Source organism: Capilliphycus salinus ALCB114379, from assembly GCF_047276495.1.
GTDB classification, from domain to species: domain Bacteria; phylum Cyanobacteriota; class Cyanobacteriia; order Cyanobacteriales; family Microcoleaceae; genus Capilliphycus; species Capilliphycus salinus.
This window is the reverse complement of record NZ_CP178543.1, coordinates 1,639,362-1,654,520: the sequence shown is the minus strand read 5'-3', so window position 1 is coordinate 1,654,520 and position 15,159 is coordinate 1,639,362. Positions and strand designations below refer to the sequence as shown.

The following is a 15,159-nucleotide window of genomic DNA, read 5'->3' as shown; positions in this document are numbered from 1 at the left end:
TAACACCCTCTCCACAAGACTTCCAAGGCGATCACACCCTTGACAACCGTATAATATTTGTTAATTTGGATGTGTGAAGCCTCAAACTTTCTAGAAAGGTTTACCAACTGCCTCAGGCCAATTCACCTGAATCTGTTTATTCTGGGTAAAATATCAATCTTTCTTGAAGGATTGATCTATTTTCTGTTTTTGTTTATCTTCCTTCACACATCTACCCATGCCTACCCTCAGACAACGATGCAGAAAAGTTGCCATCCTCACTCAGCAAGGATTTCAAAAACTCCAAACCGCACAATCCCAAACCAACCTTTGGAACGATTTCACCAAATCCTGCACGTTGGCAGCCCTCAGCGAACAAACCGGACTATCAACCCACACCCTCAGCAAAGTCCACGCCCGAAAAAAGGGGGTTGATCTGCAAACTTTGGCCCGCTACTTTAACGGTTTTAACCTAACTTTAGAACCGGATGATTATATGCCTCCTAGAGGACATGAAGAAACAACTATACTCGTCCCCTCCACCCCCGAAAACGAAGCGTTGGTAACAGCATTTCCTCCCCAAAATCATGTGGTCAGTTGGGGTTTAGCGCCCGATGTTTCAATGTTCTGTGGTCGCACAACAGAATTGGAAACTTTGCAGCAATGGGTTCTAGAAGATCGCTGTCGTTTAATCACGCTTTTCGGTATTGTTGGCATCGGTAAAACCTGGTTGGCGACCAAATTAGCAGAACAAATACAACCGGAATTCAAGGTTTTGGTTTGGCGGAGTCTTCAACCGATATCGCGATCGCATTCTCCCTTACCTTTTGGCGATTTTCTCGATGATTTGATTAACAATCTCACGGGCGAGTCTCACCCGAGTATTCCAGAAAATATCAACGCTAAAATCCGGAAATTGATGGATATTTTGAGACGGAAACGCTGTTTATTGATTTTGGATAACGTTGAATCTATTCTGCCAAGTCAGATCCCAAAAATCGCTTCGATCAATGATTATGACTATGAAGCCTACAGTCAACTACTCAAACACTTAGCACAGGCAAAACATCAAAGCTGTGTGATACTAACGAGTCAAGTCGAACCCACAGAAATTCAACCCTTTATTGGGGAAAATTTAGGAGTTCATTCTTTAGGTGTGCGGGGTTTACAAGTTGCAGATATTCAACAGATGTTAAACGCAAAAGGTAAATTTCAAGGAACGGATGACGAATGGAACCGCTTGGTTGAGTATTACGATGGTAATCCTTTGATTCTTGCCCTTGTTGCCACAACCATTCAGCGTTTCTTTGATAGCAGTCTCACCAATTTCTTCAATCACAAAACCCTAATTTCTGAAGATATTGGTGAGCTATTAGACGAACAGTTGAGCGCTTTATCCGTACCCGCGCAACAAATCATCAAAGCTTTGGCAACTCAAAATGCACCCCTTTCTTTTTCCCAGTTGCGATCGCATCTTTCACACTCTATCTCAGGAAATACCCTCTTAGGAACGTTAGAATTTCTCAAAGCGCGAGCGCTCGTAGATACAACATCGGCTCTTTTTTCTCTACATCCCTTGCTGATCCATTATTTGACAAGTTAATTCGTTTGTAACTGCACTCCTAACGTTTTAATATGATCTCCTGGTTGATTAATTGCGTTATGGCGTGGGGCGGGTTTATGTAAATCTCAGAGTAGTCGTAAAGATCTTGGCGGAACCCGCCCCTACAGAATGATTATTGATTAATCGGAGATGATATAACAATCGGATAATTTGCGATCGCTTTATTCACGTTCTCCAGTCTTTTGACAGAAACAGGTTTCCATGCTAAAAAATGTAAGCGTAGTGAACAACTTACATCTATGAAGCTAAAAGTTGTGCTTGAACCCAGTGAAGAGGGAGGATACACTGTCTTTGTTCCTTCTCTTCCCGGTTGCATTAGTGAAGGCGAAAATATTAGTGAAGCCCTCTCCAATATTCAAGAAGCAATTGAGTTATATCTTGAACCCACTGAAGACAGCTTGAGTTTGAATTTAGAGTATTTTTTAGAACTACTCTAGTTTTGAGTATTTAATTCGTTTGTAACTGCGCTCCTAACGTTTTAACAATGCGATCGCGTGTCATTTCTAAATGCGCCAACGTGTAAGCATTCATTCCGTCATTATGCTTTTCTAACGTTTTATCCAACACTTCTTGTAACTGCTTCAACTGAAACCAAGCTAAGGTTAACGCATCTTCGGGAACGCTCACTTCACGCAACACCATTTTAGTTAATAAATTCAGATGTTCGCGCTGCAATGAACGTCTAATCCCTGAAATCTCAACTCCCTCTTCGGGTTGTAAAACCTCAGTCCAAATACTATTTTGCAACGCTTCAAATAACTCCGGCATTGTTAGGGAATTGTTGGGTGCAGTTTTGAATTCTAAATCTCGCAACCGCACCAAACGAGTCGGCGCTAAAATTTCTTCTAAAATCGATTTTTGTAACCGCAAAATGCGATCGCCAATTCGATATTCTAAAGAAGAATTTGCATCGGGATTTCCCCAATCTTGCCAACGGGAAGGGGCGAGTTTATTCAATAACTGAGGTGAAAATTGAAACGCTTCTTCAGAAAACACATATTTCTGCAAGGTTGCTAAGGCTTCACGCTGTTGAATAACCGGAATGGGTTCAAAAGGTAATCGTCCATTTGGATCGCCAATTCTATTGCGATTAAACGACTGACCCCCAATATAAAGCACAATATTTTCGGCGTGATTTTGATAGTAACCAAAGATGGTTTCAAACATCCGTCGAATTTGATAATATCCCTCACCCGCACGGGGAGAACGGCTTTCTAAACGATCCCACATGGCGATCGCATTATCAAGTTGCCACTCGGAATACTGCAACATATTATTACTCAAATCAAACACATTCGCCGCCGGATCGAGAAATACACCCCACAAGTCTTCATCGGTAGCAAAAGATAATTCGGGTTCGCCGGATTTTTGAGCAATATCTTTTAAAAATTGTTCTTCTGCATACAGAGTATTGGCGGTAGTTGGAGTATAACCATATTCAATTGCCCAACGATCGTAAGGCCCAATAATAATCGGAAAATAATCGCCTTGCGGTTCACCTTTCGGGGCGAGATTCACCGGAACATAATCCATTACCGAGCCAACTAATCCCAAATTGTGGGTAATATTTGTATCATTGAGTTGTTCTGGCGAAAGTAAAGTGCTACCGTGAAAATTGTGTCGCAGTCCCAATGTATGACCGACTTCATGGGCGGTGAGAAATCTTAAATACTGGTGTACATAGTCTTGAATTTTCGGACTATTTTCGTTAACACCATCAAATAACGACATCGCCATCGCACCCATCGCCAACTGACGGTTTGATTCAAATCCAAAACATAAATGTTCTGAAGAAATATCATGGGATAAATTAACATTTGCAGCCGAAGTTGCTGCCAAAGATAACCGTCCCAAATTACAAGGATTTCGGTTCATCTGGGAACTGCTATTTTGTTGACTGTTATTTCCTTCGTTATTATCAATTAAAAAGCCAACTCCCTCATAAAACTTAGCAACAGCATTGCTTTCAATCACAATATCTGCATCTAAAATTTGACCCGTTAACGGATTAACATGAGACGGCCCGTACCCATTAAACCAGGGTTGAAAAGACGTAGACCAACGAATCGTATTGTAGCGCACGTCTGCGGGGTCCCAAGGGGCATCGTCGGGCATTTGTTTGACTTGAATTGCATCTTGATAACCCGCTTTTTCAAAGGCTTCATTCCACATTAACACCCCTTCAGTAATCGCCTCTCGATATTCTAAAGGAACGGTATTTTCTATCCAAAATACTATCGGTTTAATCGGAGGAGAAAGGGGAGAATTGGGATCTTGTTTTTGCAAATTCCAGCGATTAATATAACGCACAAACGGAGAGCGACCCGTAGAATTAGAAAGGTCTTTGTAGGCGCTGGTAAAGAATCCGACCCGTTCATCGGCCAGACGCGGACGATAACTATTTTCTGTCGGAACTTCGATAAAACTATAGCGAACATTGAGGTTAAATGCTCGACTGTCGGGAAGCGAAGATAGAGTTCTACCGCGACTTCCACTATTTTCGGAGAACCCAAAAACCGATTCAATCTCAATATTGAGGGGGAAACTTTTCACCTGATAAACATAGGATTTTTCCGAATCGATACTGTAGCGAGAACCGAGAAACTTAGAGAAAGAATTCGCCAAATTAGACAGATCGCGATCGCTGGTAATCACATTAGTCAAATCAATCAGTATGCTTTGACGTTCGGGATGAGTGCTAAGAATAGGGAGAGAATAAAGCACAGAATCGCTCACAGAACGATTAACAGATCGGCTTTGCGGGTCGTTCGGTTGGGTTCTAAAATTAATATTCGGAACCACCAACTGCACCTTGTTATTTTGTCGCCGCCATTGAAATAAAAACTCATTCAAATCTAATCCCCGAAAAATTCCCCCTTCACCAATTCCCGATTCTAAACTAATAAAGCAGAGATAATTTTTTTGCAGTTGTTCGGGAGATAGTTCAAGATGAACTTTTCCGGTTTCTTGATTATGATAAAGCGTAAATAGCCCTTCTTTTTTCTGACTATTTTTAACAATTTCTTCAAAGCTGCGGTTGTTCGTTTGTTCCTGAGCCATCAGCCACGATGCTGATTCTGTCGCGGCGTGGAGTGGATTAACTTGTAGCGCCGATAATGCTAAGGTTAGCAGTATAGACAGGCTAAACAGAGCGAAAAATGTCTTAACTTTTCTCATTCCTAAGAATCAAACTAAATGTCAGCAGAGGGTAGGTTTGGGAGTGGAAAACAGCAATCAGCACATTAGAACATATTCAAGGTTTCATTATAAATAGAGGGCTACGATACAGTTTTTCACCAAAACTCGCAAATTTTTGATTAAAACTTGCCAGTCTATTATCCAAAGTTTTCATTGGCTCGATTTCTATGTATAATTCTAACTCGCGATCGCCGAATGTCCCAACCCTAACGACTCGTTGGCCAAGGAATATTTTGGATTTCGACGAGTCTCTCGGCTACTGCTGCGGCGCCGAATTGGTTTAAATGACTGGGATCGGAGTAATATTGATGAGTATCCGACCACTCAAAAGCCAAGTTAATAAAAGTTAATCCCATTTCCGCTTCGAGTTCCTGCATATGTTCTTGAAACTTCTGTTCATAAGCCGTGCGAACCGAATCGAGATATTCTTGAGTTAGAGGCATATTCACAAACACAATCTCAACATCTTGAGACTGCACATATTCTACTAATTTTCTCAACGCATTCGTCTGTACGCCGCTCAGTTCAAAGCTTTCATAATCACTATCGTAGTAGCCAGAAACTTTAGAATGTTTTTGATAATAAGTTTCAGGATCGAACCGAATCGGTAAAGGAAGAAAACCATTATTTGTCAACTGGGGAGTTTCCAAAGCCGAAACATCTTCAGCATCGGGAACATCAGGAAGATCGACCGGCTGTTTCATCAGGGTTTGATTATTGACCACCGCCAACAACACCGATTTAAGTTGATCGCGTTGGGGATAAGAAGCCGAAATTTCCATCAATTTTCCATCAAACCATTCCTGCATTTGTTTAATCGCAGTCGCAGGATTTTGACTCAACTCCCGCAGGGTTAAAAGCGTTTGTTGGAAATCAGACCCGGATTTGAGTTGTTGAGTGGGAATTCTAAACGTTCCTTGGGCAATTTGTTGATAGCCCAAAGAAGCCGTAATCGCTTCATAAGTGCGATCGCTGCGACCGCTATTAAGCGCCCGTACCCCATCGGCAACTATCACTAATTTTGGCAATTGTTCCGGGGGTAAAATGCGCCGCACAATCAACTCAACCACCTGCGCCGTCGCCCCATTTACCCCAAAATTAAACACCTTCAGTTGGGGATAACCTTGCTCAACCAATGCTTTTTCTAACACCGCCGGATCGATTCCCCGCAACGCCCGAGAACTTCCCACAATCAAAATATCGGGCGGACGTTTTTCGGCGGCAATATAGTCTTGATAACGGGCTAATTGTTCATCCAGTTGGGGAGTATTAAACGAAGGATACAACAGTTGAGAAAGTTCGCAAGCCTGCGGATCGGAAGCCGTTTTACAGACTTCAATTTCCGACTTATTTGTTTCCGATTTCCTTAAAAATTCCGAACGATTAAAAACCCCCTCTTCCTCAGGATAACCCTCGGCAATTTCAGAAGTGATTTCTATCGCCGAAACCTCCTGAGTCGTTGTCATCGGATCGGTTGCAGAAGGAAAATTAACTTCTTCATTCGCAATATCCAACTGGGGATTATTATTTAAAAATTCCGCGATCGCCCAGTCCACCTGCAACGCCACCAAGCAACCCAAAGCCCCCCAAATTAACGCCAATCCCGTTTTAGCGTACCGACGGGTATTAGAAGAATCAATCGGCAGCAAAACCGACTCCCGACTCGCAAACAAACCCGTCGCCAGCAAGCCCTGTTGTAGCCTCGTTGAGAGCAATTCTAACGGATCGCTGTCAATTCGCAAACGCCCCAACAGCCAGGATTCATGGCCATCGAGTTCATCAGAAGCCAGATCCGGACGCCAAACCAGTCCCTCCGTTTGAGTCACCAAGTCCTGATTTTCTCCCTCAGAAAACCCATTAACTTGTTCTTCCGGTGTTATAATACGTTCGGACAAAGCCACCCCATAACGCCACAGGGGATGCTTTTGACCCGCACGCCGGCCATAAATTCGCACGCCGGCAATTCCCTCAATTTTATAAGTGCGGAGAAATTCCGCCAGCGGTGGGGCGACTTTTGACTGGGAAGGACAGGTCGGCGCTTCTGTCATAACGTGCAGAAGTTTCCCTTTCCGCAGCAACAACACCCGGACTCCACCTGTCGCGAGTTGATGATCGAGATCGGGGTTGATCAGTTGATTGAGGAGAAAGGTTAACGCTTCTAGGTTTCCCTGTTGGGCGAGAGTTAGGGGAGAAGGTTGTAAGTCAAGATGGCTTTGGGCGGGGAGATTTAGCCAATCGATCCACACCGGAGATTCTACAGCCTCAGACTGCTTTTGACCATCAATCCCATAAACTGTAGCCGCGAGAATTCCTTGGGGGGCGAGGGTGTCGAGAATTGGGGCGACGGCACCCATCACCTGCTTTTTGTCGGGGGCGGAGCGTTTATTTTTCTGGCGTTTATTGGGTTTATCGGGAGTAAAATGGTCTCGGGTGAGGGTTTCGCAGAATAAATGTAGGGTTGATTCTTTCAGGGTGGCGCGAACTTTGACGTTTGACTCCTCTAACTGTTGATTGAGTAGAAATGCGATCGCGCTTTGTGAACCCCAACGCGCCCAATTTTTTAACAGTTGGGAAGGCGGAGTTAGATCGATTCTTAACATCCAGTCGGGGGTGGGTTCTCCCTGAACTTGTAGTAAAATACAAGCATCCCGAAAGTTTTCGAGTTGTAATTGTCGCAACCGTTGCGCGATCGGTTCTGCCAACAAAGATGGATCGGGACTGTAGGCTGATTCGCAGCGCACCCACAGTCTGCGGGTTAACGGTTGGGTGAGGTTTTCGGTTGTTACCGACGAGGAACGATTTTTAGAGAGTTCTTTAACGCTGACTTTGACACTGACTCCCAAATTCCCGAGAATTTCACTCAGATAACTGGCGATCGCGTGACTCTGACCCCGACGGGCGAGGGTTTCTGTGGAAACCGTCAGGGACGTTTTAACCGGATGATCCGGGGTGGACTTTTGGGGTTGAGGGTTTTTCTTGTCTAATTCTCGGGTTTTGAGTCGCTCCCGCTTGGGGGAAGGTTCCGGTTTCCACTCCGTAGAAGTTGGGGCGATAATGGGGTTTTTAGACGAATGGCGATCGGCCACTGCGGTTTCGATGGGTTCAGTCTCGCGGGAGATTGTCTCTAAGGGTTGGGGTTCGGTGTATTCGCGAGTTTTTGTTAAAACAGATTGGGGTTCGGTTTCCGGTTGTGCGGGGGGTTGTTCATCCTCCGCGATCGCAGTGTTGGGCTTAAAGATACTGCTGAGTTTGTCTAAAATAGATTTTTGGTCGCCAACCGGATCTATATTTGATCCAACCGATCCCGACTCGCGATCGCTGACCCCATCAGTTGCATTGCACTCCAGTTTGACCGTCCATTCCGGACGTTTGGCATCCAATTGACGGCCGCTGAGAAATATTTTATATACAGGAGGAGCCGACTCCGGTAATAATGTACTCAAACTCGTTTGTTCGAGTGCCATTGAAAACTGAGACACGGCTATTTTTTCGCGGGGACACGGAGTTGCTTCACACAAGACGTGCAGATGGTTTCCCCGCAGGCGGACTTGCACCCGGACATCCGACAGTCCGATTGCTTTTTCTGTCCATTGTGTTAGTGTTGACCAATCTTTCGCCAAGACGCTCCCAATTGTTTTAAACTCGACCCACTGTTTCGTCTTCGATAATACCGTGCAAGAGGTGAGAGTTGTAGGCTTTTTGCTGCACAATTTCTTGTTTGTTTGGCGGCCGATGCCCAACGGATGAATTGACACCCAATTGATTTTCTCTCTACCCTCTCAATTTTGACATATTCACCCTCGGGTTGTATAATCTGCCCCACCGTCAAATTATCCCCAGATCAAAGTCTCCTTGCTCCATCTGCACTTAAAATTCTACAATGTTAAAATTCTTCTAAAGAAATTTTGTTAGAGGAAATACATATGGAATCTCGCGATCGCAACCCGAACGATCCTCAGCCTACCGATCTACAAGGGTTAAAACTTCCATCAGACTTTTTATTGAGTATCACCACTGCACCCGTCATCTTGATGTTAATGGGGGGTAAAGTTGTCGCCGATACTATTTTAGACCTCAGTCGCAGCAGCGAAGCCGTCTTTCAAGGCGATCGCCTCCCCGTCCTCAATTTTCCCCATTACCCTCCCGAAGCCGAAGAATAAGTCGGGAGATGGGAAACAGATTTTTGCGTAGGGGCGCAATCGCGATCGCGCCCTCCTAAACAGCCCTCAGATCAATGGATAATGGATAATGGATAATGGATAATTAATTGTCAATTATCAATTGTCAATTATCCATTGATAACGTGCTTTTTTCCACCCCGCTTCACGACAATTTAGGCTTTTCAAAATTCCTCAATTAATTAACTTCCAACTCTCAACCCCGCAATCAACTCTCGCCCCGATATCATAAGTTTTTCTAATTAAATTAAAGAATATGTTTTAATAAACAAAAGTTTTGGGAAAAAATCGAAATTTTTACTGAGAAAAATTTTCAAAAAGTTGACGAAAATCTAGGGGTTCTGGTAGGCTATAAAAAACACCACCCAAGGGTTTACTGTGTCTACACGTCAAAATAGAGGCTAAAACCCCGATTCTCTGGTTAAATCTCAGAAGATTCTGACCAAAAAATAGCAACCCCAACGAACGAATTTTTCAAGCCCAAGCGATCGCCCAAAATAGACATCTTGACAAAATAGAGAACTTATGTTAATAGTAAGGATTCAGGAGACACCGAGACAGGAGACAGGAGTAAGCGCGTTCGCGCTCGCTGCGCGTACAGAATTGCCTCTTACCCCTTACCCCTTACCCTTTACCCCTTACCCTATTCACTAATAACTGGTGAGGCAGTGCTGACTTGGCGGAATAGTCGCGAAGCGCGCTCCTTGCGACGGGCGCCCAATAGTCGAGAGCGCGCTCCTTGCGACGGGCGCCCAATAGTCGAGAGCGAAGTAAGCCGCTTTGCGGCAGGCTACGCCAACGCGCATAGAGCAAAGTTTGCGATCTTCCGCAACGGACGTTCCCGGAGGGTGACTGGTAATGAGTGACAGTTATTGCCTGTTTATGTCAAAGAATCATCATAATAAGACAAGAATCATCCAAAGTTTAGGAATATAACCTTAAAAATCTATGAGATTCGGTCGATTAACCCATACAATAAAGGATAATCTTGCCAAACAGGAACAGGCCCTATGAGTTCACTGCTCCACCCTTCAGATCAGGTCTCTAACAAAGTTGTTTCATCCAATGGTACGCTAACCGAAAGCGATTTATTTTTGCGAAATCGTCTTAAAATAGTGGAAGATTTGTGGGAGTCAGTCCTGCGTCAAGAGTGCGGTCAAGAATTAGTGGATTTGCTCAAGCAGATGCGCTCAATGACCTCTCCAGAAGGACAAGCATCTCCGGTTCAAGAATCTAACGTTTTACAACTCGTTGAGCAGTTAGATATCAATGAATCCATTCGTGCGGCTCGCGCTTTTGCACTCTACTTCCAACTGATTAACATCGTAGAACAACATTACGAACAACGCGAGCAACAACGGGCATATACAAAAGGATTATCAACCGAGAAGCAACCCCTTTTTCCCGCCGACCAAAAAAATTCAATCTTTGAAACTCGCAACCAACGCTTCTCCGACGAACGAGAATATCCGCTGAATCTTGCCGATATCTCAAGTAAATCTCAAACGGAACAGGAACTTGCGACCTTCCATTACCTGTTCCCGATGTTGCGAAGCTTAAACGTTCCTTCTCAACTCATTCAGAGATTAATAGATAACTTGGATGTGCGCCTAGTATTCACCGCACACCCGACAGAAATCGTTCGTCATACCATCCGCACCAAACAACGTCGGATCGCCAAAGTCCTACAACAACTCGATCAAGTCGATCAAAATTCCACCGGATTGACAAATAACATCGATCAGATGTCAACCTTGTCTTCCTGGACCGATGAACTGTACCAACAACTCACCGAAGAAATTCGCCTCTGGTGGCGTACCGATGAACTCCACCAATTTAAACCCACAGTCCTCGATGAAGTAGACTATACCTTACACTACTTCCAAGAAGTTCTGTTTGATGCCATACCCCAACTCTATCAACGCATCAAACACGCCTTACACGCTTCCTTCCCCTATTTAAAACCCCCTAGATACGATTTTTGCAAATTTGGGTCCTGGGTGGGAGCCGATCGCGATGGGAACCCGTCCGTTACCCCGGAAGTCACCTGGCGAACCGCTTGTTATCAACGCCATTTGGTTCTCGAAAAATACATCTGTGCGGTACAAGCGCTCAACGGACTGTTAAGCTTATCCTTGCACTGGAGCGATGTCCTCCCGGAATTGCTCGAATCCCTCGATCGCGATCGCGTACAACTTCCCGAAATCTACGATCAACTTGCCATCCGCTATCGCCAAGAACCCTATCGCCTGAAACTCGCCTACGTTCAAAAGCGACTGGAAAATACACGCGATCGCAACTGGCGGCTTTACAATAGCGATGATGTTACCCTAGAACGGGAAAAACTCGTCAGCCCCGATAAAAATACCGGCAGTTTTTATCAATCTGGGAGCCAATTTTTAGAAGAATTGACCCAAATTCAGCGCAATTTACACGAAACCGGAATCGAATGTCGAGATCTCGAAAATCTCCTCTGTCAAGTGGAAATTTATGGGTTCTCCCTGGCTCGTTTAGATATGCGTCAGGAATCGTCAGTTCATTCTAACGCCCTGAGTGAAATTGCAGAATATCTCGAAATCTTACCCAAACCGTACAACCAACTCTCCGAAGCCGAACGTTCCCTGTGGTTGTCTACAGAACTTCAAACCCGGCGCCCTTTGATTCCTTCTGAACTTCCCTTTTCCGAGAAAACCTGCGAAACCATTCAAACCTTCCGAATGATGCGGGATTTACAGCGGGAGTTCGGCCCGGAAATCTGTCAAACTTATATTATCAGTATGAGTCACGAAGTCAGTGACCTACTGGAAGTTTTGCTGTTAGCCAAAGAAGCCGGACTCTATGATCCGGCCACCGGAATTGCTAATCTTCAAGTGGTACCGCTGTTTGAAACCGTCGAAGACCTCAAACGCGCTCCCATTGTAATGAAGAATTTGTTCGATTTACCTCTGTATCGGGCGATGCTGGCCGGAGGTTACGAACATTATCAGCAAAACCTCGAAGGCAATAACTCCTTACAAGAGATTATGTTGGGCTACTCCGATAGTAACAAGGATTCGGGGTTCCTCAGTAGTAACTGGGAAATTCATAAAGCCCAAAAAGCCCTACAAAAAATAGCCGAACCGTACAACGTTCATCTTCGCATCTTCCACGGTCGGGGCGGTTCCGTCGGACGAGGTGGCGGGCCTGCTTACAAAGCGATTTTATCTCAACCCGGTAAAAGTATTAGTGGGCGGATTAAAATTACCGAACAGGGTGAAGTCCTCGCCTCTAAATATTCCCTCCCGCAGCTAGCGCTTTACAACCTCGAAAGCGTCTCCACCGCAGTTATCCAAGCGAGTTTACTGCATACCGGGTTTGATGAGATTGAAACCTGGAACCAGATCATGGAAGAATTATCGGTGAAATCGCGATCGCATTATCGCGCCTTGATCTACGAACAGCCCGATTTAGTCGAGTTCTTCGATCAAGTCACCCCCATTCAAGAGATTAGCCAGCTACAAATTAGCTCTCGCCCCGCTCGCCGTCGCGGAGACAAGAAAAAAGATATTTCCGGTTTACGGGCGATTCCTTGGGTGTTTAGCTGGACTCAGAGCCGTTTTCTGCTTCCCTCCTGGTACGGGGTGGGTACGGCGTTACAAGAATTTGTCGAAAAAGAACCCGAGGAACATCTCAAACTGTTGCGTTATTTCTACTATAAATGGCCGTTCTTCCGCACGACGATTTCTAAAGTGGAAATGACCCTGGCGAAAGTGGATATGCAAATTGCTCACCACTATGTCAGAGAATTGAGCGATCCTCAAGATTTGGCTCGCTTTGAGGCGTTGTACGAACAAATTGCTCAAGAATTTCAGCTTACCCGCCAACTGGTTCTTGATATTACCGAACATCAACGTTTGTTAGATGGCGATCCCACCTTGCAGCGTTCGGTACAGTTACGCAACGGTACGATTATTCCGTTAGGGTTCTTGCAAGTGGCGCTGTTGAAGCGTTTGCGTCAGCATGGAACCGCCAGTGCGCCCGGAGTGATTCATTCGCGTTATAGCAAGGGTGAACTGTTACGCGGGGCGTTGCTCACCATTAATGGTATTGCAGCCGGAATGCGGAATACAGGCTGATTTCAGTCAGCAGTTATCAGTGACCGGTTATCGGTAAAGAGGTTTCAGGTGTCGGGTCTTGAGTATCTTTAGTCTTCCCGACTCCCAACTCAGGGGCGGGTTTATGTGAGTTATTGCTGGGAAGCATGAATTTTTGCGGAACCCGCCCCTACAAACCCGACTCCCGACACCTAACACCTAACACCTAACTCCCAACCCCGGGGCGGGTTTATATCCGTTGTCTGCGGGGAATGATAAATTAATTAGGAACCCGCCCCTACAAACCTAACACCTGACCCCTAACACCTGACACCTAACACCTATTACCTATTCCCTGACTTCTGACTGTAATTTTCTTGCGAGAGGGAGAAAAACGTGTTATTGATAAGAGGTGATCGGGGTGGAGTGAAAGGGTATCGATATCGGTACGCGGACATTTCGCTCGGATGCGGCCAAAAAAACAACGGCAACTTTGAATTCAGTAGACTGAGCAATCACAATTCATGTATTCAAAACTGGTTCCACTCAATATACCTAGTGGCTGGGCGATCGTTCATAATGCTTTCGGAAATGAAGATCCATTAATTCGAGATGGCGGAATTGTCAATTCTCACTTTTACAATGAAAATTTACTTTTAATTCAGCCGATCAGGTTTGAGGGAACAAGTTCAACAGTTGATCCCGTTGGTTATACGTTGAAACTCGGTTGGTATCCTCACGCAAACCCTTACGGTTCCTATCGGTTTACCCTGTCAAAGGGAGATATCGAAAATCCCGTTTTTCAGTACGAGTCGAGAGAACGTGAAACCATTCGTCGAGTCATCGAACGCTGTTTTCAGTTAATCACACAAGGGGTTGAAGCTGAAAATATTGAGCCAGAAATTCATGCTGATGCGAAAACAATTGAAAAAAATCAGCGCATTTTTTCAGGAACTCGAAAACGAATTGTTGATGATAAAAAATCGGTAAACAAGAAAAATCGGCTCACTTACAGTCAGGTGGGTTATTATTGGCCAGTTTACTATGAGGTTAGTAATATCATCTATTTGGAGCCGAAGTCAAACAAGGTGAGAGATGATATGATCGCACCTGACAATAAAAAGCTGTGAGTTTTCTAGGGTTTAAAAAAACAGCCGGAGTGGTTTTAGGAGACTAATAAAATTATGATTGCTTCCGAACAAAATCCCCAAACAGTTACCAAAGAAAATATACCCGACCGACCTTTATTTGAGGTCATGCTAGAGTTCTTTGATGAAGATGGTTGGGTGTTTAAAGAAATCGATCATCGCAGAGTAGTAGCCCTCGGAATTGAAGGGAAAAATGGTCGATTTGACTGCTACATGATCGCTCGGGAAGAGGAAAAACAATTGAGCGTTTATTCGGTATTTCCGGTGAGAGTTCCCGACTACAAACGCTATAACGTGGCGGCTTTGATCACCATGATTAATTATGGGATTCTCATCGGAAACTTTGAAATGAATTTCTCCGATGGCGAGATTCGATATAAAACCAGTTTGGATGTCGAAGGCGATCGCTTATCCTCAACTTTGGTGAAGCACTTAGTTTATGCCAATGTTACCACAATGGATAAATATTTACCAGCGATTATGTCGGTTATCTTTGGCAACTTCTCCCCCGAAGAAGTGATTTCTCGCATCGAAAACTAAGCGTTATTCAGAACAATTGGGTAGAGTGGGTTAAATAATAATTAACTCCTACCCAGTCTTTTCGCTTTGTCGAAAAAAGCTAGGGGATAAGGTTATTTTAAGTTTGACCCCCCTCAGTCCCCCCTAAAAGGCTGATCTATAATCTCCGATCCCTCCGCCTGCGGCACCTCCCTTAAAAAGGGAGGTAGGGGAGATACAATTGTCCCTCTCGATTAATAAATAGTCCCCGACGGGACACCTTTTCCCACTAACCCCCCCCACCCCCCCGGCTTCGCCACCCCCCTTTTTAAGGGGGGATCAAGGGGGGATCAAGGGCAGGGCCGTTTCGTTCTAGCCCTAAAACTTGATTTGTGGGGAGGTGGGGAGGTAGGGAGGTAGGGAGATTGGGAGAATTTTTATTAATAAAAAGTTATTTTTCA

The 15,159-nt window shown here is 44.7% G+C and carries 8 protein-coding genes; 6 read left to right on the top strand and 2 right to left on the bottom strand.

Annotated elements, in window-relative coordinates:
- Positions 1 to 217: 217 nt before the first annotated feature.
- Together ACL6C3_RS06820 and ACL6C3_RS06815 are read left to right on the top strand one after the other, a co-directional pair.
- Positions 218 to 1,582, top strand: coding sequence for an NB-ARC domain-containing protein (locus ACL6C3_RS06820; RefSeq protein ID WP_413166410.1), 1,365 nt, complete (start codon positions 218 to 220; stop codon positions 1,580 to 1,582).
- A 260-nt stretch (positions 1,583 to 1,842) separates the two neighbouring features.
- Complete coding sequence (locus tag ACL6C3_RS06815; RefSeq protein ID WP_413166409.1) at positions 1,843 to 2,040, top strand: type II toxin-antitoxin system HicB family antitoxin; 198 nt, start codon at positions 1,843 to 1,845, stop codon at positions 2,038 to 2,040.
- A gap of 10 nt (positions 2,041 to 2,050) precedes the next feature.
- Here ACL6C3_RS06815 and ACL6C3_RS06810 read toward each other — a convergent pair whose 3' ends face one another.
- Both ACL6C3_RS06810 and ACL6C3_RS06805 read right to left on the bottom strand, forming a co-directional pair.
- The gene (locus tag ACL6C3_RS06810) at positions 2,051 to 4,780 is read right to left on the bottom strand and encodes a zinc-dependent metalloprotease (protein WP_413166408.1); all 2,730 of its coding nucleotides are present in this window, start codon (positions 4,778 to 4,780) and stop codon (positions 2,051 to 2,053) included.
- A gap of 227 nt (positions 4,781 to 5,007) precedes the next feature.
- Positions 5,008 to 8,556 (bottom strand): DUF1574 family protein, encoded by a 3,549-nt coding sequence (locus ACL6C3_RS06805; RefSeq protein ID WP_413166407.1) that lies wholly within the window; start codon positions 8,554 to 8,556, stop codon positions 5,008 to 5,010.
- Positions 8,557 to 8,724: 168 nt separating this feature from the next.
- Between ACL6C3_RS06805 and ACL6C3_RS06800 the strand changes: the two genes are divergently transcribed.
- From ACL6C3_RS06800 to ACL6C3_RS06785, 4 genes are all read left to right on the top strand, one after another.
- On the top strand, positions 8,725 to 8,961 hold the full coding sequence (locus ACL6C3_RS06800; protein ID WP_413166406.1) for a hypothetical protein: 237 nt from the start codon (positions 8,725 to 8,727) through the stop codon (positions 8,959 to 8,961).
- A 1,028-nt stretch (positions 8,962 to 9,989) separates the two neighbouring features.
- Positions 9,990 to 13,094 (top strand): phosphoenolpyruvate carboxylase, encoded by a 3,105-nt coding sequence (gene ppc / locus ACL6C3_RS06795; RefSeq protein ID WP_413166405.1) that lies wholly within the window; start codon positions 9,990 to 9,992, stop codon positions 13,092 to 13,094.
- A gap of 482 nt (positions 13,095 to 13,576) precedes the next feature.
- The gene (locus ACL6C3_RS06790) at positions 13,577 to 14,182 is read left to right on the top strand and encodes a hypothetical protein (protein WP_413166404.1); all 606 of its coding nucleotides are present in this window, start codon (positions 13,577 to 13,579) and stop codon (positions 14,180 to 14,182) included.
- A gap of 54 nt (positions 14,183 to 14,236) precedes the next feature.
- Positions 14,237 to 14,740 (top strand): YbjN domain-containing protein, encoded by a 504-nt coding sequence (locus tag ACL6C3_RS06785; RefSeq protein ID WP_413166403.1) that lies wholly within the window; start codon positions 14,237 to 14,239, stop codon positions 14,738 to 14,740.
- Positions 14,741 to 15,159: the final 419 nt, after the last annotated feature.